Below are 18,364 nucleotides of genomic sequence, written 5' to 3'. Positions count from 1 at the left end.
ATGCGCGTCGTCGTCTCCGACGAGAACGTCTGGCCGTACCTGCGCGACAGCGCGGACCTGGCCGGCCGCACCGTCGAACTGACCCGTGTCCCCTTCACCGACCGGGCCCGGCTCCTCGAAGGGATCAGCCGCGCCGACGCCTATGTCGGGGTCCACTTCGACGAGGAGTGTGCCCGCGCCGCCGGCCCCGGCCTCGCCTTCCTCCAGATCACCGCCGCGGGCACCGACCACGTGGCGCTCGACGCACTGCCCGCCTCCGTCACGGTCGCCAACGCCTACGGCCACGGCCGTTCCATCGCCGAGCACGTCCTGATGGTCACCCTCGCGGCCCGCCGCCACCTGCTGTGGCGTGACGCGGAGCTGCGGCAGGGGCGCTGGCGGACCCGGATGACCGACCCCACGGCGCCGCTGTTCGCCACTCTGCCCGGCACCGTCGTCGGCATCATCGGCCTGGGACACATCGGCCGGGCCATCGCCCGGCTCTCCCGGGCCGTGGGCATGGTGCCGATCGGGGTACGGCGCTCCGCGCGCCACCGCGACACCACCGACCCGGACCTGGAGTGGACCGACGGCATGGACGCGCTCGACGAACTGATCGACGCCTGCGACGTCCTGGTCGTGGCCTGCCCGCTCACCGACGAGACCCGCGGCCTCATCGGCGCTGCCCGCCTCCGGCGGCTGGGCGCGAGCGGCACGCTGGTCAACGTCGGGAGGGGAGCCGTGGTCGACGAGGCGGCCCTCTACACGGCGCTGCGGGACGGAACCATCGCCTCCGCAGCCCTCGACGTGTGGACCACCCCGGCCGCCGGCGGCACCGTTCCGCCCTCGTCCCACCCCTTCACGGAGCTGGACAACGTCATCATGACCCCCCACTACTCGGGCACGGCCGACAACACCTACCAGGACAGGGCCGCCGAGGTCGTGGAGAACCTCGTCGGATGCCTCGACGGCATCCCGCCGAGGAACACCGTCCGCAGCGGTGCGCTGTCATGACGGACACGGACACTCCCACCACGGACACTCCCACCACGGGCACTCCCACCACGGGCACTCCCACCACGGGCACTCCCACCACGGGCACTCCCACCACGGGCACTCCCACCACGGACACCCCCACCGCGGCCCCGCTCGACCTGCTCGCCATCGGCGAGACGATGGTGATGGTCACACCGAGCCACGGCGGCGGGCTGACCACCGACAACACCTTCGTACTGCGCCCCGGCGGGGCCGAGTCGAACGTCGCGGCCCTCATGGCCCGGCTCGGCCACACCACGGCCTGGGCGGGCGCCGTCGGCGCCGACCCGTTCGGCGAACTGATCACCGGCACACTGCGCGGCCAGGGCGTGGACGTGGGGCTCGTACGGCGCGACGCGGTGCGTCCCACCGCCGTCTACTTCAAGCACCCCACCGACGAGGGCACCCAGGTCTTCTACTACCGGACCGGTTCGGCGGCGACCGCGATGCACACCGGCGACATCGCGGCCTGGCGCACCAGGCCCGCCCGTCTCACCCACCTGTCCGGCATCACCGCGGCGATCTCCGGGCAGAGCCTGGACCTCGTACGGCACCTGGTGCGCGACCGCCCGCTGGGACCGGCCCCGCTCAGCTTCGACGTCAACCACCGACCCGTCCTCTGGGGCCCCGGCCGGGGCCCGGCGGAACTCCTCGACCTGGCCCGGCGCAGCGACATCGTCTTCGTCGGCCGGGACGAGGCCCAGGCGCTGTGGGGGACCTCCGACGCACGCAGCGTGCGCGACCTGCTGCCGGAACCCGCCCACCTCGTCGTCAAGGACGCCGCCGTCGAGGCGGTCGCCTTCACCCCCGACGGCCTCTTCCGCGCACCGGCGCGGAAGGTGGAGGTCGTCGACGCCGTCGGCGCGGGCGACGCCTTCGCGGCGGGCTGGCTCAGCGGACTGCTGGACGGCCGGGACCAGGAGACCCGGCTGCGGCTCGGCCACTACGCCGCCTCCCAGGTGCTGATGTCGTCCTCCGATCACGCCGACCTGCCGCCCGCCCACCAGGCCGTCGCCCTGCTGGAGAATGGTCCGCCGCACACCGGTACGTCATCCGTACCGCCGATCGAAGGGCAGGCCATCCGTGTCGCAGACCGTAGCGCGCGCCATTGACATCATCGGGTTCGTCTCGGACAGGCCCCGCTCACTGGGCGAGATCGCCGAACGGCTCGGGGTCCACAAGTCGACCGCGCTGCGCCTGCTCCAGACCCTGGAGGAAGGCGCGTTCGTCCGGCGGCTGCCCGAGGGCGGGTACGCCATGGGCTTCCAGCTCATCGCGCTGGGCCAGCTCGCGCTCGACCAGGTCGAGGCCCGCTCACTGGCCCGGCCGGTCCTCCAGGAGCTGAGCGAACGGTACGGACACACCGTCCACCTCGGCGAACTCGTCGGGGACGGCATCATCTACGTCGACAAGATCGACGGACGCGGCAGTGTGGCCATGGGGTCCCGGATCGGGCTCCCGGCACAGACACACACCGCGGGCGTGGCGAAGGTCATCGCCGCCTTCCAGGACGACGCGACCCGCTCCCGCATCCTCGACCACGCGACGTACGAGCGGTACACCCCTACCACCGTCACCGACCGGAGCACCCTCGAAGCGGAGCTGGACCTCACCCGGTCCCGCGGCTGGGCCGAGGACAACGGCGAACACGAGGACTACATCAACTGCGTCGCCCTGCCCGTCTTCGACGCCCGGGGCAGGGCGACCCATGGCATTTCGATCACCGCGCTGAGCGCCGCGGCGCCGCTGGAGGAACTCCGCGGCCACATCGAGGAGTTCCGCCGCGCCGCTCAGCGGGTGTCCCAAAGACTCGGCTGGAGAGGAGACGACCGTGGAAACCGATGAATTCTTCCGGGACCACTTGGCACGCAACCCCGTACTGGGCATCTTCCGCAATCTCACCCCCGAAAAGACGGTGGAGATGTGCGAGAGGGCCTGGGACTTCGGAGTGGAGCTGGTCGAGGTCCCCGTACAGAGCCCCGACGCGTTCCCCGCGCTGCGCGCGGCGATCGCCGCCGCCGCGCCCCTCGGCAAACGGATCGGTGCCGGTACGGTCACCTCGGTCGAACAGCTGACCGCCGTCCATGACCTGGGCGCCGCCTTCACGGTGGCGCCCGGGTTCCACCCCGAGGTCGTCGCCGGGTCGGCGCGCCTCGGCCTGCCCCACCTGCCCGGCGTGGCCACCGCCACCGAGATCGCCACGGCCCTCGCCGCCGGCCACACCTGGCTCAAGGCGTTCCCCGCGAAACAACTGGGCCCCGACTGGATAGCCGCCCACCTCGCCCCGTTCCCCACGGCGCGTTTCGTCGCGACGGGCGGGGTGGACGCCTCGAACGCCGCCGCGTTCCTCGCCGCCGGCTGCCGCGGTGTCGCCGTCGGCTCGGCCCTCTCCGACCCGGAGGCGCTCCCCGCGCTCCGGCAGGCGGTCGCCGCGCGCTGAGGACCCCGTCCCGCGTCGCCCCGTACCGCCTTCCGCTTCCCCCCTCCCCAGTACCCGCGCGGCGCCCGGCGCCGTGCCGGGCGGCCGGCCCTTCCCCGCGCACGCCGAGCGTGCGGGGGAGCGGCCCCGGCCAGGTGCTCATCGACCCACGTCGCGTTCTGCCTTTCAACGACGAACAGCAACAGCGATCCAGAAAAGAGTCACCGTGACACAGCAGCCGCCTTCTCCACCCGTGTACGACAAGCGGGCCACCAGAAGAGTTGTCATCGCCAGCTCCATCGGCACGGTCATCGAGTGGTACGACTTCGCGCTCTACGGAGCCGCCTCGGCCCTGGTGTTCGGCCCCCTGTTCTTCCCCGACCAGTCCACCGTGGCCGGCACACTCGCCTCCTTCGCCATCTTCGCCGTGGCCTTCTTCGTCCGGCCCCTCGGCGGCCTGCTCGCCGCACACGTCGGGGACCGGGTGGGCCGCAAGCCCGTCCTGATCTTCACCATCACCCTGATGGGCGCCGCCACCGTCGCCGTCGGACTGCTGCCCACGTACGAGACCATCGGAGTGTGGGCGCCGATCCTGCTCGCCCTCACCCGCATGCTCCAGGGGCTCGGCGCGGGAGCCGAGTTCGCCGGAGCGGTCACCGCCGTGTCGGAGTACACACCGGCACACCGCCGGGGCTTCTACACCTCGTTCTCCCAGGCGTCCGTCGGACTCGCCTTCGTCCTGTCCACCGGGTTCTTCGCCATCCTGGGCGCCGTACCGCGCGACGTCCTGCTCGACTGGGCCTGGCGCGTCCCGTTCCTCGCGAGCTTCGTCATCTTCGGTGTGGCCCTCTTCATCCGCCGCAGGATCGAGGAGACCCCCGAGTTCCTCGAAGCCAAGAAGACCGCCGGTCAGGGGACGGCTGCCGCCCCGAAGAAGATCCCGTTGATACAGGCGCTGCGGGAGAGCCCCCGCCAGCTCGTCATCGGGCTGCTCTGCGGCTCCGGACTGAACGTGGCCGGCTACCTCGTCAACACGTTCTCGCTGAGCTACATCAAGAACACACTCGACATGTCCGCGACCGTGGCCACCGTGGGTGTCATCGCGGCCACCGGCACCAGCATCTTCACCGTCCCGCTCTTCGGCCTTCTCTCCGACCGGATCGGCCGGATGCCCGTCCTGGCCGGCGGGGCCGTCTTCACGGCGCTCTACATCCCGCCCTTCTTCCTGATGCTCGACACCAGGCAGCCGGTCGTCGTCGTCCTGGCCATGGCCGTGGCGTACGGGGTCGGGCAGAGCGCCATGCTCGGCTCACAGTCCGCCTTCCTGGCCGAACTCTTCGAGACGCGCTACCGGTTCACCGCGATCGCCGCGTCCCGTGAACTCAACGTCATGCTGCTCGGCGGCACCACGCCGTTCATCGCCACCGCCCTCGTCGCCGTCAGCGGCGGCCCCTGGCTCGTCGTCCTCTTCGTCGTCCTCTGCCAGCTCCTGACCATTTTCGCCGTCCTGTACGCACGGCACATCGCACGCGGCTCGGACGCGCGCCGGGACGGGGCCACGGACCCGAGCACACCCGCCGCGTCGCTGCGCGGCTGACTCTCCCCGGGGCGGCGAACGCCGACCGGGCAGGACCGGCACGGGAGCCCGGTCCTGCCCGGCGAGTCGTCGGACGGCGGAAGGTCAGCGGGTGACCATGAGCTTGCGGACGCCGTAGTTGGTGCCGGTGAAGTCCATGGGGACCTCCTCCGGGGAGCCGGCGAGCCGCAGGTTCGGGAAGCGCTGGAAGAGCTTGGGCAGGACGGTCTTCAGCTCGGCCCGGGCGACGTTCTGGCCGAGGCAGGCGTGGACGCCGTAGCCGAAGCCCATGTGGCGGGCCATCTTGCGGTCGATGTCCAGGGTGTCGGGGTCCTGGAAGGCGCGGGGGTCACGGTTGGCGGCGTTCATCGCGACCACCACCAGCTCGCCCTTCTTGATCTGCGCGCCGCCGATCTCCAGATCCTCCTTCGCCACCCGGCCCAGGCCGAACTGGACGATGGTCAGGTAGCGCATCAGCTCCTCGACCGCGGTGCCCATCTTCTCCGGATGCTCCATCAGCTCCGCGCGCTGCTCGTCATGCGTGAGCAGGGTGAGTGTGGACAGGCCCATCATGGCGGCCGTGGTGTCGTGCCCGGCGAACAGCAGCAGCACGCCCAGGCCGATGAGCTGCCGTTCGCTCAGTATCGCGTCCTCGCCGTCGGCCTTGTTGATCAGCTCGGCGAGGATGCCGTCGGTGGCTCCGGTCCGGCGCTTCTCGGCGACCAGGCCGGTGATGTAACGGATCAGCCAGTGGGCGCCCTTGTCGCGCACCTCGCGGCTCTTGCCCATGTCCATCAGGTCCACCGTGGCCTCGTGGAAGCCGTCGCGGTCCTCGTAGGGGACGCCGAGCAGCTCGCAGATCACCAGGCACGGGATGGGCAGCGCCATGGCCTCGACGAAGTCGAACGTCTCCGGCCCGGCGGCGATGGCGTCCAGGTGTTCGTCCACGATCTTGTCGATGTACGGCTGCAGCTTGTTCTGGACGGCCTTCGGTGTGAAGCGGCCGGTGAGCAGCCGACGGTAGGCGCCGTGCTCGGGTTCGTCCATCATGACGAAGCCCACGTCGAACGGCGCGCTGTCGTCGGCCTCGTCGACCTCTCCCTCGGGCGTGTCGTGGCGCGGACGCCTCGCGCTCAGCCGCGGGTCGTTGAAGACCTGGCTGCCCTCTTCGAAGCGGGTGACCATCCAGCCGGCCGAGCCGTTGGGGAAGCGCACCTTGACGATGGGCTGGTCCTCGCGCAGCCGGGTGTACTCGGCGGGCGGGTCGAGGGGGCTGAGCGGGTCGCGGGTGACGGGCTGGCTGATGAGGGGCTGGTCGCCGACGGGCTGCTTGCTGAGGGACTCGGTCATTTCTGCTCCTGCGCGGTGGGGGGCTGCGCCGCGGTGTGCGCGTCGATGGCGGCGGTGATGCCCGCGTGGGTGGCCGTGGCTTTGCACCAGCCGGTGTAGACGGCCAGATGGAGCACGGCCTCACGCAGCTGGTCGGGGGTGAACTCGTCGTTGACCAGGCCGCCGTTGGCGATGATCTGGATCAGCTCCGCCCGGCCGACGGTGGCGGCGACGCCGAGGGTGAGCAGGCGGCGGTCGCGAACGGACAGGCCCTCGCGCCCCCAGACCTGGGCGAAGAGGTAGTCGACGGTCTGGTCGGTGAAGGGATCGCCGGCCCCCTGGACCGCGGTGCTGAAGCCGGGTCCGTAGACCTGGTCCATCATGTCCAGGCCGAACCGGTGGAGATCGTCGCCGGCCGCGGGCGGCTGCTCGGCCAGCTCCAGCGTCTGACGGGCCCGGGTGCGGACGACATCCACCAGGGGGACGTCGACGCCGAGCGTGGCGGCCAGGTCGCGTGCGGCGTCGAGGTCCTTGGTCATCAGCGGCTCGATCTGCCGGACGACGGCGTCCGGCAGGGCATCGTCGGGGCCTTGCATACGCAGCAGTTGCAGCAGGGTGCGGCCCTCGGGGTCGGCGGTGTCGATGACCTCGGCGAGCCGGGCCGGGTCCACACCGGCGGCGCGGGCCAGCGCGGCGGCCTCGGAGACGGTGCGCCAGCTGCCGTAGGTGATGACATTGCGGGCGATCTTGGTGGCCATGCCGGCGCCGAGCGGGCCGCAGTGCACGACCTTCTTGGCCCAGCCGTCCAGTACGGGCCGCGCCGCGTCCACGGTGGCCTGTTCTCCGCCGAGGACGGCGACCATGCCGTGCTCGGCGGCCTTGTCGCCCGGTGTCACCCCGCAGTCGAGGAAGCCCACGTCGTGCCGGGCGCACAGGGCCCCCAGCTCGTGGACGGCCGGCAGGGCGACGGTGGCCAGCAGGACGATGGTCAGCCCCGGGCGCGCGGCCGACAGCAGGCCGTTCTCCCCGCCGATCACCTCACGCGCCTGGTCCGCGTTCACGACCGCGACCATCACCACGTCGGCGGCCCGGGCCACTTCGGCGGGGGAGTCCAGCGGGTCCGGAACACCGGCGAGGTTCGCGGAGGCGTCCGTCCGGATGTCGTGGACCGCCGGAACACGTCCGCTCCGGGCCAGGCTGACGGCCACGCCGCCGCCGATCATGCCCAGGCCGACCACGCCGGCCCTGAGATCCTGACTGTCGGTCATGGTGTGCTCCTCTCCTTGAGTTCGGCGGCCTCGGCCACCTGCGGGCGGTAACCCCGCAGGGCCCGCGTCATGTTGACGCCGACCGCGGCGCAGACCCGGCCGTCCCTGCCGTACAGGGCGATCAGCCTGCGTTCGGCGAGGCCGCCCTCCACGATCCGCACCTCGTCGGCGTCGCGGGTGCGGCCGTAGATCTGGATCTTGAGGTCGTACTGATCGGTCCATACGTACGGGACCGTCTCGAAGGGGGTCGCGTGCTCCGGCCCGGCCAGGATGTTGCGGGCGACGGCCAGGCCCTGCTCGGCGGCGTTCGTGCGGTGCTCCACCCGTACCAGCTCACCGGTGCGCGGATCCGGCCACGAGGCGACGTCGCCGGCCGCCCAGACCCCGGATCCGGCGTGGAGCGTCGCGTCGCACACCACCCCGCCCGAGACCGGGACACCGCTGCCGGCGAGCCATTCCACGTTGGGCCGCGCGCCGATGCCGACGAGAACGGCGTCCGCCGCGATGGTGCGGCCGTCGACGAGACGGACCCCGGAGGCCCGCCCGTCGGCCGTGAGCACCCGGTCGACCAGGACGCCGGTCTCCACACGTACGCCGTGCTCGGTGTGGACGGCGCGGAGCATGGCTCCCAGTTCGTCGCCGAGCGCGTCGCCCATGGGCTGCGCGGTGTCGGTGACCATGGTGACCTCGCAGCCCAGGGCGCGGGCCACGGCAGCGGCCTCGGCGCCGACGAAACCGCCGCCCACGACCACCAGGTGCGGCTTCGCCGCCACGTCCTCGCGCAGGGCGAAGGCGTCCTCCAGGGTGCGCAGGACATGCACCCCGCCGATCCCCTCGGTTCCGGGCAGCCTGCGGGCCCGGGCGCCCGTGGCCACCACGAGAGCGTCGTGGCCGACACGGCTGCCGTCGGCGAGCGCGACCTCGCCAGCGGCGGTGTCGAGAGCGGCGGCCCGGGTGCCGAGCCGCAGATCCAGATCGAGGGCCTCGATGGCAGCGGAATCCCGCAGTCGCAGCCGGTCCGCCTCCCACTGGCCCGACAGCAGCTGTTTGGACAGCGGCGGCCGGTCGTACGGGAGATGCGCTTCCTCACCGATGAGCGTCAGCCGGCCCGGGTAGCCCTCGCGCCGCAGCCCCTCCGCGACGCTCAGACCGGCCGCCGAGGCGCCGACCACGGTGATCCGGGAGGGGGCTGCGGCCGTCACTGCTCCACCTTGATGGCGGCGGCGGGGCAGACGGCCTCGGCCTGCCGCACCGTCTCGTACTGATCGGCCGGCGGACGGGGGTCGAGCAGGATCACGATGCCGTCCTCGTCCCGCTGGTCGAAGACCTCGGGTGCGGCCAGTACGCACTGGCCGGCGCCACAGCATTTGTCGAAGTCGATGGAAATCCGCATGGGGGGTCCACTTCCGTCAAGCCTTTGGGGGCGACGCGGGTCAGGCACCGGGGAATTAGTTGCCCCAGTAACCTAACTAAGTTCAGTCGAGACTGTACTCCTGGCCGGAGGGGGCGGCAACCGCCTCTGGGGATGGGGGTGATCCGCTTGTTCCCGCGTGTTCGGGGATGCGGATCAGGCGCACACGGCGATGTGGCCGAAAGGCCGCGGCCGGCTCTCCGGCCGCGGGTCCCCGGGGCCGGAGAGCTCTACGGCTGCGGGTCCCCGGGGCGCGAGGGCGACAGGATGTCCCGGATCAGGCGCGCGGCCTCGGTCTCCGCGGGGGCCGCGCGGGGGAGCGGCGGGACACCGGGCGGGCCGGTGACGAGCGAGTCGACCAGCCCGTCCGCCAGGAGCAGGGTCAGGGCTTCCGTCGACTCGTCGTGGTAGAGGCTGTGATGGAGCGCCACGCTGCCGTGCAGCCCGGACCACAGGGTCTGCGCCGCCTGCTCGACCGGCAGGGAAAGCGCGTATCCGGCCTCCTGGCAGCCGCGGAGTCCCGCGCGGAAACTGGCCGAGATGTGCCGGGCGGGGTGGCCGCTGATCCTGGACGGCTCGACCGTCGGCTGACGCACTTCGAACATGAGCCGGTAATGGCCGGGATTGCTCATCGCGAACAGGCAGTAGGCATGCGCCTGCGCGCGCAGCCTGCTCCGGGGATCCAGGTGCTCGGCGGCCTCGGCGGCGGCGGCCATCCGGGCGACCAGCTCGTCGTATCTGTCGGCCAGGGCCGCCCACACCAGTTCGGTCTTGTCGGCGAAGTGCAGATAGATGCTCGGGGCCGAGATGCCCACCTCTTTGGCGACGGCCCGCATGGTCAGCTTGTCGGCGCTGCCCCACTCCGCGAGCAGGTGCTGGACCGCGGCCACGATCTCCCGGCGCAGCCGCGCGCCCTGGCCGCGCGGACTGCGCGCCCGTCCGTTCTCCGCTCCGGTGTCCGCGGACCGTGTCGCCATCAGTTGCCCTTTCCGCCTGGTGACAGCCTAACCAGCCGCGACACGGGATCCACTCGTGGCGAGCGCCCTCCTGGCGGTCGTCCGCCGAAGAGGGTGACGCGCGGTCGCCACCGGCGCCTATCGGTGACCTAGCGGCCCTGGTCCGGGGTCGCCCCCAACTCCTCGATGACGCTGCTGAGGTGAGCCCGCGCCGCCGCTTCGGCCGCGTCCGGGTCACCGGCCACGATCGCGTCGATGATCGCCAGGTGCTGGGGCAGTGACCGCGCCGGGCGGCCCGGCCGGAGGGCCAGCCGGAACTGGTAGCGGACCATCTGCCCGTTCAGCCGTTCCAGCAGCGCCTTCGCGACCTCCTGCCCGCTCACCTCGGCGACCAGATCGTGGAGGCGCCGGTTGAGACCGGAGTAGGTGTCGAGTTCGCCGCCGGCCACCGCCGCTCGCATCGCCGCGCCGATCTCCAGCAGCCGCTCGTGGTGCTGCTCCGTGGCCAGCTCGGCGGCGCGCCGGGCGCACAGGCCCTCCAGCGAGGCACGGCACTCCGTGATCTGAACGGCTTCCGCCACCGGCACCACCCGGATCCGCGCGCCCCGGCGGGGGATCAGCTCGACGAGCCCCTCGGCGGCGAGGTCCTGCAATGCCTCGCGGGCCGCACTGCGCGTGGCGCCGAACGCCTCGGACAGCTCCTGCTCGATCAGCCGCTGTCCGGGGACCATGTCTCCCGCGGCCAGCGCCGCCCGGATCCCCGCGCCGATCACGCTCCGGCCCTCCAGCCCGGTGACCTGTTTCTGCCCCACCCCTACCGCCTTCCTCGACCGGGCGACCGTCAACGCCGCGCGAGTGGCAGTCTATCCGGCCCCGCAGCATCCATGAACAATGCCTGGAACTTTTTCGTCAAATGGATTGTCAACAATTTGGTCGACGGTTAAGTTGTCGAGCGACATCGCACGGAGGGAATGCAATGGCGCAGCCCACGGCGGCCGAAGCCGCCCCCGACCACCGCCCGCGGCCACGGACGCACGGCGGCCAGCTGGCCGTCCCCTGCTGGTTCATGCGCGGCGGCACCTCACGCGGACCGTTCTTCCGCGCCGCCGACCTGCCGACGGACCGCACCGCGCGGGACGCCGTGCTCCTGGCGGCCATGGGATCGCCCGACCCTCGTCAGATCGACGGACTGGGCGGGGCGAACCCGCTGACGAGCAAGGCCGGCATCGTCGGTACCAGCGCCCGGCCCGACATCGACCTGGAGTTCCGCTTCGCACAGCTGCAACCCGGCAGTGACCTCGTGGACACCACGGCGAACTGCGGCAACATGCTCGCGGCCGTGGTCCCCTTCGCCGTCGAGTCGGGTCTGCTGGTCCCGGACGGCGATACGACGACGGCACGTGTCCTCACCCTCAACACCGGACTCGTCGCCGAGATCTCCATCCGCACTCCCGGCCGCACTCCCGGCCGTACTTCCGGGGGCGAGGGCGCGGAGGGGGACTCGGGAGGCCGGTACGTCGAATACGCGGGGGACACCTCCATCGACGGCGTGCCGGGCACCGCCGCACCCGTCACCATCGGCTTCCTCGACACCGCGGGCTCCGTGTGTTCCGCGCTGCTGCCCACCGGGAACGTCCGCGACCGGGTCGAGGTCCCGGGCTACGGCCCCGTCGATGTCACCTGCATCGACAACGGCCAGCCCCTCGTGATCGTCGGCGCGGCGGACCTGGGACGCACCGGTCACGAGTCCGTCGGCGCGCTGAACACCGACACCGGGCTGAGGGAACACCTGGAAGCGCTGCGGCTGGTCTGCGGAGAGCTGATGGGGCTCGGGGACGTGACCCCGAAGAACTACCCCAAGATGACGCTCGTCTCCCCGCCGGCACACGGCGGCGCGATCAGCACCCGCAGTTTCATCCCGCACATCTGCCACGAGTCGATCGGCGTGCTCGCCGCCGTCACCGCCGCCACCGCCTGCGCGCTCGACGGAACGGTCGCGGCCGACCTGGCCACCGTCCCGCCCGGCACCGACATCAACGTGTCGGTGGAACACCCCGCCGGCGAGTTCACCGTGGCACTGGGAATGAGCGCGGACGACCCGCGACGCGTGACGAGATCCGCCCTGGTGCGCACCGCTCGGCTGATCATGTCCGGCGACGTCATGGTCCCCCGCGGCGCCCCGCACCCCCGCCACAGCTGATCCGCTCGACACACCCGCACGACCCGAACAAGCCCCAGGAGGAGCAGCGATGATCATCGACTGCCACGGCCACTACACCACCGCGCCCCCGGCGCTGGGGGAGTGGCGCAACCGCCAGATCGCCGGACTGACCGATCCCGCGCTCGTCCCCGACCCCGCCGACCCGCGGATCAGCGACGACGAACTGCGCCGGAGTGTCGAGGACAATCAGCTGAGGCTGATGGACGAACGTGGCATCGACATGACGGTCTTCTCCCCGCGGGCGTCCTTCATGGCCCACCACATCGGGGACTTCCCCACCTCCGCCCGGTGGGCCGCCCTCTGCAACGAGCTGATCGCCCGGGTCTGCGCGCTGTACCCGGAACGCTTCGCCCCCGCCGCGATGCTTCCCCAGTCGCCCGGTGCCGACCCGGCCACCTGCGTCCCCGAACTGATCCGCTGCGTCGAGGAGTACGGGGCCGTCGCCCTGAACCTCAACCCCGATCCGTCCGGCGGTCACTGGACGGCGCCGCCGCTGACCGACCGCTCGTGGTACCCGCTCTACGAGAAGATGGTCGAGTACGACATCCCGGCGATGGTCCATGTGAGCACGAGCGCCAACCCGGCGTTCCACACCACCGGCGCCCACTATCTCAACGCCGACACCACGGCGTTCATGCAGCTCGTACAGGGCGATCTCTTCGCCGACTTCCCCGGCCTGCGGCTGATCATTCCGCACGGCGGCGGAGCGGTCCCCTACCACTGGGGGCGCTTCCGGGGGCTGGCGGCGGCGCTGGGCAGGCCACCGATCGAGGAGCATGTCCTGGGCAATGTCTTCTTCGACACCTGTGTCTACCACCAGCCCGGCATCGACCTGTTGCTCGATGTCGTACCCGCCCGCAACATCCTCTTCGCCTCGGAGATGATCGGCGCCGTCCGTGGCATCGACCCGGGCACCGGCCACCACTTCGACGACACCCGCCGCTATGTGGAGGCCGCGGGGCTGCCCCCGGAAACACTGGCCGAACTCTGCGAACACAACGCACGCACCGTCTACCCACGCCTCGACGCCCTGCTGAAGCAGCAGGGACGCTGACCGGAGCGAAGGAACAGCACCCCAGATGAACACACTCGGAGTCGTCCACCGGAACGTCACCCGGGCCTCCCGCCCGGATGTCGACGCGCTCGCGCCGTACGGTGTCAGCACCATCCACGAGGCCATGGGCCGCACCGGGCTGATGCGCCCGTACCTCAGGCCCGTCTACCCCGGCGCCGCCTTCCGCGGGACGGCCGTCACCGTACTGCTCCAGCCCGGCGACAACTGGATGCTGCATGTGGCGGCCGAACAGCTGAGGCCCGGCGACGTGCTGGTCGCGTCCTGCACCACGGAGTCCGAGGACGGGTTCTTCGGCGAACTGCTGGCCACCTCGGTCCGCGCCCGGGGCTGCGCCGGTCTGGTCATCGACGGCGGGTGCCGTGATGTGGACGCGCTGCGGGAGATGGACTTCCCCGTGTTCAGCCGGGCCGTCAACGCGAAGGGGACCGTCAAGGCCACGCTGGGCTCGGTCAATGTGCCGGTCGTCTGCGGCAACGCGCTGGTCCGGCCCGGTGACGTCGTTGTCGCGGATGTCGACGGTGTGGTCGTCGTACCGGCCGAGCGGGCCGGCGAGGTCGCCGAGGCGTCCCGGGTCCGCGAGGCCAACGAGGAGGAGAAGCGGCGGCGGTTCGCGACCGGGGAGCTCGGCCTCGACATGTACGCCATGCGTGAGCCGCTCAGGGCCGCCGGCCTTCGCTACGTCGACTGAGTCACATGTACGCACCCGCGCCCACCTTCGCACCCGTACGACCGGAGTTCCGATGAGCACACCTGCCCCCAAGTCCCCGGGCTGGCTGGACTGGTACCCGAACCCGTCCCGGCCCGTCTTCGAGCTGCCGCCGGGGGCCGTCGACACCCACTGCCATGTGTTCGGGCCCCAGGACCGGTTCCCGTTCGCCCCCGAGCGCACGTACACGCCCTGCGACGGCGGGAAGGAACAGCTCTTCGCGCTGCGCGACCGGCTCGGTGTCAGCCGCAACGTCATCGTGCAGGCCACCTGCCACGGCGCGGACAACAGCGCCATGCTCGACGCCGTCCTGGCGTCCGGGGGCAGGGCCCGCGGTGTCGCCACTGTCCGCCCTGACATCGACGACGCCGAGTTGCGCCGCCTCCACGAGGCGGGTGTGCGCGGGGTCCGCTTCAACTTCCTGAAGCGGCTCGTCACCACCGCGCCCCAGGACGAACTGGCCGCCGTGGCACGGCGGATCGCCCCCCTGGGCTGGCATGTCGTCCTCTACTTCGAGAGCGCCGACCTGCCCGAACTGGAGGGTTTCTTCGCCTCGCTGCCCACCCCGCTGGTCGTGGACCACATGGGGCGGCCGGATGTGACCGCGCCGGTGGACGGCCCGGAGTTCAGCCGCTTCCTGCGCTTCGTCGAGCGCAACGACGTCTGGGTGAAGGTCAGTTGCCCCGAGCGTCTGAGCGTCACGGGTCCCCCCGCCCTCGACGGCGAGCGCCACGCGTACACCGATGTGGTGCCCTTCGCCCGCCGGGTCGTCGAGGAGTTCCCCGACGACGTGCTGTGGGGCACCGACTGGCCGCATCCCAATCTCACCGGCCACATGCCCGACGACGGTCTCCTCGTCGACCACGTTCCGCGTGTCGCGGTCACCTCCGGGCAGCAGCGGAAACTGCTGGTCGACAACCCGATGCGGCTCTACTGGCCCGGCGAATCGGCCAACTGACGGCCGTCACCGCCCCGCGCCCCCTCCACCCGTCACCGCCCCCACCCGTCATCACCCCCGCGCCCCCCACCCGTCACCGCTCCCGGCTGGACCCGTTCGCCCCCCCACTCCCTCTTCTCCCCTCCTTCTCCGACAGAGGCCCGCCATGTCCCACTCCAACGCGCTGAACCGCTTGAACAGGCTGCCGGTCTTCCGGTTCCACAGGACCACCCTGCTCGTGGTGTCCTTCGCCTACTTCTTCGAGTTCGCCGACATCAACAGCTTCGCGACCACCGCACCCAAGCTGATCAACCTGTGGGGCGTCACCGTGAATCAGGTGGCTTACGTCACCTCGCTGTCGTTCGTCGGCATGTTCTTCGGCTCGATCATCGCCAGCGGCGTCGCCGACCGGTGGGGGCGCAAGAAGGCGCTCACGATGACCACGGTGTTCTTCGGAGTCTTCTCCTTCGCCTCGGTCTTCTCCTGGGACGTCGTGTCCCTCGGTGTGTTCCGGGTCCTGACCTCGGCCGGACTCTCCGCGATGACCGTCGTGGCGGTCATCTACGTCAACGAGATCTACCCGGCGGCCTTCCGCGGCAAGTACCAGGCGTACGCGATCGTCATCGGCATCTGCGGCACGCCCGTCACCAATCTGATCGCCAGCGCCGTGGTGCCCCTCAACGACTGGTCGTGGCGGCTGGTCTACCTGTGGGGTTCGCTCGGACTGCTCTTCGTCTACTTCGCCCGCAGCCTCAAGGAGTCGCCGCGCTGGCTCGAGAACAGGGGCCGGCACACCGAGGCGGACGCGATCCTGACCGAGCTGGAGGCCCAAGCCACCGCCGAGAAGGGCACGTTGCCCGAACCCGCGCCGCCGGTCGACGAACCACCGGCCGCCAGAGCGACCCTGCGGCTGCTGCTCCAGAAGAAGTACCTCGCGCCGACACTGCTGCTCACCGTGGTGTGGGTCACCCAGACCATCGGCTTCTTCGGCTACTCCAGCTGGGCACCCACCCTGCTGGCCAAGGAGGGCTTCAGCGTCGAGAAGTCGGTGTTCTACGTGGCCCTGACGACGGTCGGCGCGCCGCTCGGCTCCTTCCTGGCCTCGCTGGTCACCGACCGGTTCGAGCGCAAGTGGTGTCTGGTCGCCTTCGGTACGGTCATCGCGTTCTGCGGGCTTCTCTACGGGCTCACCTTCAATCCGGTCCTGATCGTCGTCTTCGGCTTCCTCGTGAACCTCTTCGAGCGCGGCTACACCGCCCTGGGATACGCCTATTCCCCCGAGGTCTTCGACACGCGCAGCCGCTCCCTGGGCACCGGCGTCTCGTACGGGCTGGGCCGGCTGTCGAACGCGGCCGGGCCACTGATCATCGCGGCCCTCTACAACAACACCGGTTACCAGAGCGTCTTCTACTTCATCGCCGGTACCTGGATCTTCGGCGCCGTCGCCCTGGCGATCTTCGGCCCCAGGACCAGGGCCGCCAGGATCGCGCAGACGGAGAAGCCGCGCGCGGCGGCCTGACGCGTCCCCGATCCCGTCGCCGTCCCACCCGCCTGCAACGTGACCACCTGCCTGCCACATGACCGACGGCCTGCTACGTGACCGGCGGCCGGGGGCCGTGGGTGACGCGCAGGTGGTGCAGGTAGGCGCGGCGTTGGGCGGTACGGCGGCCCGACTTCACCCAGGAGGCCGCGGCGCGTGTCCGGTCCGGATCGAGCCGATGGCCGAGGCACGCGGCGACGGCGGTGATCACACGGGCGCTGGCGAGGTGCGTGAGGATCACCCGGGGCTCGATGCCCAGGAGTTCGCGCGGATCGCAGGGTTCGAACAGCCGGGGGTGGCCGAACGGGGTCCCGGTGGAGATGGTGCCGACCCCGTCCCCGACGATCGGCGTGGTCACCCCGAGCGGTGCCCCGGTCGCGGCCGACACCATGCGCGCGATCCCGGGCAGCCCTGGCCCGCGTACTGCACCTGGGCGACGAGCAGCGGGACTGCATGATGGAACTGGCCGGAAAGGCGACGGGACGCTCGCGACGGCGCACCGTGCAAAAGGGCCAGCCGCAACTGCGAAGACTGCTCAACGATCTCACGGCGACCCCGGCATGGTTCTGGGCCGCCGTACGGACGTCCTCACGTGGAATCCGCTGGCCGCCGCCCTGATCTCCGATTTCGGGACGGTCCCGGAGAAGAAGCGGCAGTACATCCGGCTGCTCTTCACGGATCCGGCCATGAGGTCGCTGTACCCGGACCGGAAGAAGGCCGGCCGGTACACCGTCGCGCAGCTGCGCGTGGAAGCCGCCAAGACCCGGATCAGCAACTCATCGTCTGGACCGCGGAGCCCGGCACGCCCGCCTACGAGGGCCTGCGCTTCCTGTCCTCCTGGGCCGAGCCCGAGGCCGAGCCCGCGGAAGGCGCCGGTGCCTGACGGCGAGGAGCCGGGCCGCCGCGTGCGTCCGGCTACTGGTTGGTCTTGGGCAGCCCCTTCGGGTTCAGTTCGGACGAGGAGATGGCCTCGTTCGCCAGCCCCCAACGGTCCAGGACCTTCTGGTACGTGCCGTTCTTGATGACGGTGTTGAGCGCTTCCTGAATGGGCTTGATCAGGTTGTTGTCCTTCTGCGTGGTCGCCGCGATCTCGCCCCGCACATCGGCGCCGCCGCCCGAGTACGTACCGATGATCTCGCTCTGTCCTGCGGACGCCACGTGGTACGCGGCCGTCGGGTTGGGGCCGAGATAGGCGTCGATGCGCCCGGAGCCGAGCGCGAGGTAGTAGTCGGTGGCCTTCTGGTAGTACTTGATGTCGGTGGGCTTGAGCCCCTTCTTCACGTTCTGCTCGCTCCAGGTGACCAGCAGCTTCTCCTGGTTGGTGCCGGAGCCGACCGCGATGGTCCTGCCCGCCACGTCCGCCGGCTCGCTCACCTTCCAGCCGGCGCCCTTCTTCGCCTCGAAGGCGAGGTTGTCCAGGCGGTACGTGGCGAAGTCGTACTTCTCCTTGCGTTCCTCGGTGACCGTGATGTTGCTCAGCCCCACGTCGTACTTGCCGCTGTCGAGACCGACGAAGATGTTCGCCCAGTCGACCGTGTTGAAGTGCGGCTTGAGTCCGAGCACATTCGCGACCAGCGTGGCGATGTCCGGTTCCACCCCGATCACCGTCTTGTCGTCGGTGGCGTAGAAGCTCAGCGGGGGCGCGGTGCCGGTCGTACCGACGACCTCCAGGGTGCCCCGCTCGCGGATCGCCTCGGGGACGAGGGCGGCGATGGAATCCACCTTGGGGGTGCTGACCCGGTCCTGGTCCGGGCCGAGGTTGATCTTCGAGTCGCCGCCCGCGTTCTTGGCATCGATCCTGTCGGTGGCATCGTCGCGGGAGCCGCCGCAGGCGGTGAGCGAGAACGCGGTGACGAGGCCGAGAACGGCGGCGGTGGTACGGGCGAAGGCGCGGCGGGGTGGCACGGTGGCT

At 71.0% G+C, this 18,364-nt stretch carries 18 protein-coding genes and 1 pseudogene; 11 read left to right on the top strand and 8 right to left on the bottom strand.

Annotated elements, in window-relative coordinates:
• The 5 genes from OG627_RS02000 to OG627_RS01980 all read left to right on the top strand — a co-directional run bounded on the left by OG627_RS02000 (position 1) and on the right by OG627_RS01980 (position 5,030).
• Positions 1-993, top strand: a complete 993-nt coding sequence (locus OG627_RS02000) for a 2-hydroxyacid dehydrogenase (RefSeq protein ID WP_329060759.1) — start codon at positions 1-3, stop codon at positions 991-993.
• Positions 990-2,126, top strand: a complete 1,137-nt coding sequence (locus tag OG627_RS01995; protein ID WP_329060757.1) for a sugar kinase — start codon at positions 990-992, stop codon at positions 2,124-2,126. The genes OG627_RS02000 and OG627_RS01995 overlap by 4 nt, the downstream gene beginning before the upstream one ends.
• Entirely contained in the window at positions 2,098-2,859 is a 762-nt protein-coding gene (locus tag OG627_RS01990) for an IclR family transcriptional regulator (protein ID WP_329060755.1), read from the top strand. Before OG627_RS01995 ends, OG627_RS01990 begins: the two co-directional genes overlap by 29 nt.
• Positions 2,846-3,454, top strand: coding sequence for a bifunctional 4-hydroxy-2-oxoglutarate aldolase/2-dehydro-3-deoxy-phosphogluconate aldolase (locus OG627_RS01985; protein ID WP_329060753.1), 609 nt, complete (start codon positions 2,846-2,848; stop codon positions 3,452-3,454). Before OG627_RS01990 ends, OG627_RS01985 begins: the two co-directional genes overlap by 14 nt.
• 205 nt (positions 3,455-3,659) lie before the next feature.
• Positions 3,660-5,030, top strand: a complete 1,371-nt coding sequence (locus OG627_RS01980) for an MFS transporter (RefSeq protein ID WP_329060752.1) — start codon at positions 3,660-3,662, stop codon at positions 5,028-5,030.
• Between the two features lie 84 nt (positions 5,031-5,114).
• Here OG627_RS01980 and OG627_RS01975 read toward each other — a convergent pair whose 3' ends face one another.
• The 6 genes from OG627_RS01975 to OG627_RS01950 form a co-directional block, all read right to left on the bottom strand.
• Positions 5,115-6,359: a cytochrome P450 gene (locus tag OG627_RS01975; RefSeq protein WP_329060749.1), complete on the bottom strand. Its 1,245-nt coding sequence runs from the start codon at positions 6,357-6,359 to the stop codon at positions 5,115-5,117.
• Positions 6,356-7,606 carry an NAD(P)-binding domain-containing protein gene (locus tag OG627_RS01970; protein ID WP_329060747.1) on the bottom strand — a complete coding sequence of 417 codons (1,251 nt, stop codon included), beginning with the start codon at positions 7,604-7,606 and terminating at the stop codon, positions 6,356-6,358. Before OG627_RS01970 ends, OG627_RS01975 begins: the two co-directional genes overlap by 4 nt.
• Entirely contained in the window at positions 7,603-8,838 is a 1,236-nt protein-coding gene (locus OG627_RS01965; RefSeq protein ID WP_329072285.1) for an NAD(P)/FAD-dependent oxidoreductase, read from the bottom strand. Before OG627_RS01965 ends, OG627_RS01970 begins: the two co-directional genes overlap by 4 nt.
• Positions 8,805-8,999, bottom strand: coding sequence for a ferredoxin (locus OG627_RS01960; protein WP_329060745.1), 195 nt, complete (start codon positions 8,997-8,999; stop codon positions 8,805-8,807). Before OG627_RS01960 ends, OG627_RS01965 begins: the two co-directional genes overlap by 34 nt.
• Before the next feature lie 248 nt (positions 9,000-9,247).
• Complete coding sequence (locus OG627_RS01955; RefSeq protein WP_329060743.1) at positions 9,248-9,994, bottom strand: TetR/AcrR family transcriptional regulator; 747 nt, start codon at positions 9,992-9,994, stop codon at positions 9,248-9,250.
• 128 nt (positions 9,995-10,122) lie between these two features.
• On the bottom strand, positions 10,123-10,785 hold the full coding sequence (locus OG627_RS01950; protein ID WP_329060741.1) for a GntR family transcriptional regulator: 663 nt from the start codon (positions 10,783-10,785) through the stop codon (positions 10,123-10,125).
• A gap of 164 nt (positions 10,786-10,949) precedes the next feature.
• On the opposite strand from OG627_RS01950, the gene OG627_RS01945 reads away from it, so the two are divergent.
• From OG627_RS01945 to OG627_RS01925, 5 genes are all read left to right on the top strand, one after another.
• Entirely contained in the window at positions 10,950-12,173 is a 1,224-nt protein-coding gene (locus OG627_RS01945; RefSeq protein ID WP_329060739.1) for a 4-oxalomesaconate tautomerase, read from the top strand.
• Positions 12,174-12,222: 49 nt separating this feature from the next.
• Positions 12,223-13,248 carry an amidohydrolase family protein gene (locus tag OG627_RS01940; RefSeq protein WP_329060737.1) on the top strand — a complete coding sequence of 342 codons (1,026 nt, stop codon included), beginning with the start codon at positions 12,223-12,225 and terminating at the stop codon, positions 13,246-13,248.
• A gap of 25 nt (positions 13,249-13,273) precedes the next feature.
• Positions 13,274-13,957, top strand: coding sequence for a 4-carboxy-4-hydroxy-2-oxoadipate aldolase/oxaloacetate decarboxylase (ligK, locus tag OG627_RS01935; protein WP_329060735.1), 684 nt, complete (start codon positions 13,274-13,276; stop codon positions 13,955-13,957).
• A 52-nt stretch (positions 13,958-14,009) separates the two neighbouring features.
• A complete protein-coding gene (locus OG627_RS01930; RefSeq protein ID WP_329060732.1) occupies positions 14,010-14,933 on the top strand; it encodes an amidohydrolase family protein in 924 nt (307 codons plus the stop codon).
• Positions 14,934-15,078: 145 nt separating this feature from the next.
• On the top strand, positions 15,079-16,431 hold the full coding sequence (locus OG627_RS01925; RefSeq protein WP_329060731.1) for an MFS transporter: 1,353 nt from the start codon (positions 15,079-15,081) through the stop codon (positions 16,429-16,431).
• Between the two features lie 73 nt (positions 16,432-16,504).
• Here OG627_RS01925 and OG627_RS01920 read toward each other — a convergent pair whose 3' ends face one another.
• Positions 16,505-16,843, bottom strand: coding sequence for a hypothetical protein (locus tag OG627_RS01920; protein ID WP_329073210.1), 339 nt, complete (start codon positions 16,841-16,843; stop codon positions 16,505-16,507).
• A gap of 20 nt (positions 16,844-16,863) precedes the next feature.
• On the opposite strand from OG627_RS01920, the pseudogene OG627_RS01915 reads away from it, so the two are divergent.
• Positions 16,864-17,335 (top strand): annotated as a pseudogene (locus OG627_RS01915) (MmyB family transcriptional regulator); the annotation flags it as partial.
• A gap of 32 nt (positions 17,336-17,367) precedes the next feature.
• On the opposite strand, the gene OG627_RS01910 reads toward OG627_RS01915, so the two are convergent.
• Positions 17,368-18,357 carry an ABC transporter substrate-binding protein gene (locus OG627_RS01910; RefSeq protein ID WP_329060729.1) on the bottom strand — a complete coding sequence of 330 codons (990 nt, stop codon included), beginning with the start codon at positions 18,355-18,357 and terminating at the stop codon, positions 17,368-17,370.
• Between the last annotated feature and the right edge of the window lie 7 nt (positions 18,358-18,364).

Origin of the sequence: Streptomyces sp. NBC_01429, assembly GCF_036231945.1 — a bacterium.
Classification (GTDB): domain Bacteria; phylum Actinomycetota; class Actinomycetes; order Streptomycetales; family Streptomycetaceae; genus Streptomyces.
The sequence above is the reverse complement of the archived record's forward strand: the minus strand, read 5'-3'. Positions and strand labels throughout refer to the sequence as shown.

What these genes read in the sequence shown, in the direction of transcription:
- OG627_RS02000 (WP_329060759.1), top strand. Translation starts at nt 1, where the DNA reads ATGCGCGTCGTCGTCTCCGACGAGAACGTCTGGCCGTACCTGCGCGAC.
- OG627_RS01995 (WP_329060757.1), top strand. Translation starts at nt 990, where the DNA reads ATGACGGACACGGACACTCCCACCACGGACACTCCCACCACGGGCACT.
- OG627_RS01975 (WP_329060749.1), bottom strand. Translation starts at nt 6,359, where the DNA reads ATGACCGAGTCCCTCAGCAAGCAGCCCGTCGGCGACCAGCCCCTCATC.
- OG627_RS01970 (WP_329060747.1), bottom strand. Translation starts at nt 7,606, where the DNA reads ATGACCGACAGTCAGGATCTCAGGGCCGGCGTGGTCGGCCTGGGCATG.
- OG627_RS01960 (WP_329060745.1), bottom strand. Translation starts at nt 8,999, where the DNA reads ATGCGGATTTCCATCGACTTCGACAAATGCTGTGGCGCCGGCCAGTGC.
- OG627_RS01955 (WP_329060743.1), bottom strand. Translation starts at nt 9,994, where the DNA reads ATGGCGACACGGTCCGCGGACACCGGAGCGGAGAACGGACGGGCGCGC.
- OG627_RS01945 (WP_329060739.1), top strand. Translation starts at nt 10,950, where the DNA reads ATGGCGCAGCCCACGGCGGCCGAAGCCGCCCCCGACCACCGCCCGCGG.
- OG627_RS01940 (WP_329060737.1), top strand. Translation starts at nt 12,223, where the DNA reads ATGATCATCGACTGCCACGGCCACTACACCACCGCGCCCCCGGCGCTG.
- ligK (WP_329060735.1), top strand. Translation starts at nt 13,274, where the DNA reads ATGAACACACTCGGAGTCGTCCACCGGAACGTCACCCGGGCCTCCCGC.
- OG627_RS01930 (WP_329060732.1), top strand. Translation starts at nt 14,010, where the DNA reads ATGAGCACACCTGCCCCCAAGTCCCCGGGCTGGCTGGACTGGTACCCG.
- OG627_RS01925 (WP_329060731.1), top strand. Translation starts at nt 15,079, where the DNA reads ATGTCCCACTCCAACGCGCTGAACCGCTTGAACAGGCTGCCGGTCTTC.
- OG627_RS01920 (WP_329073210.1), bottom strand. Translation starts at nt 16,843, where the DNA reads ATGGTGTCGGCCGCGACCGGGGCACCGCTCGGGGTGACCACGCCGATC.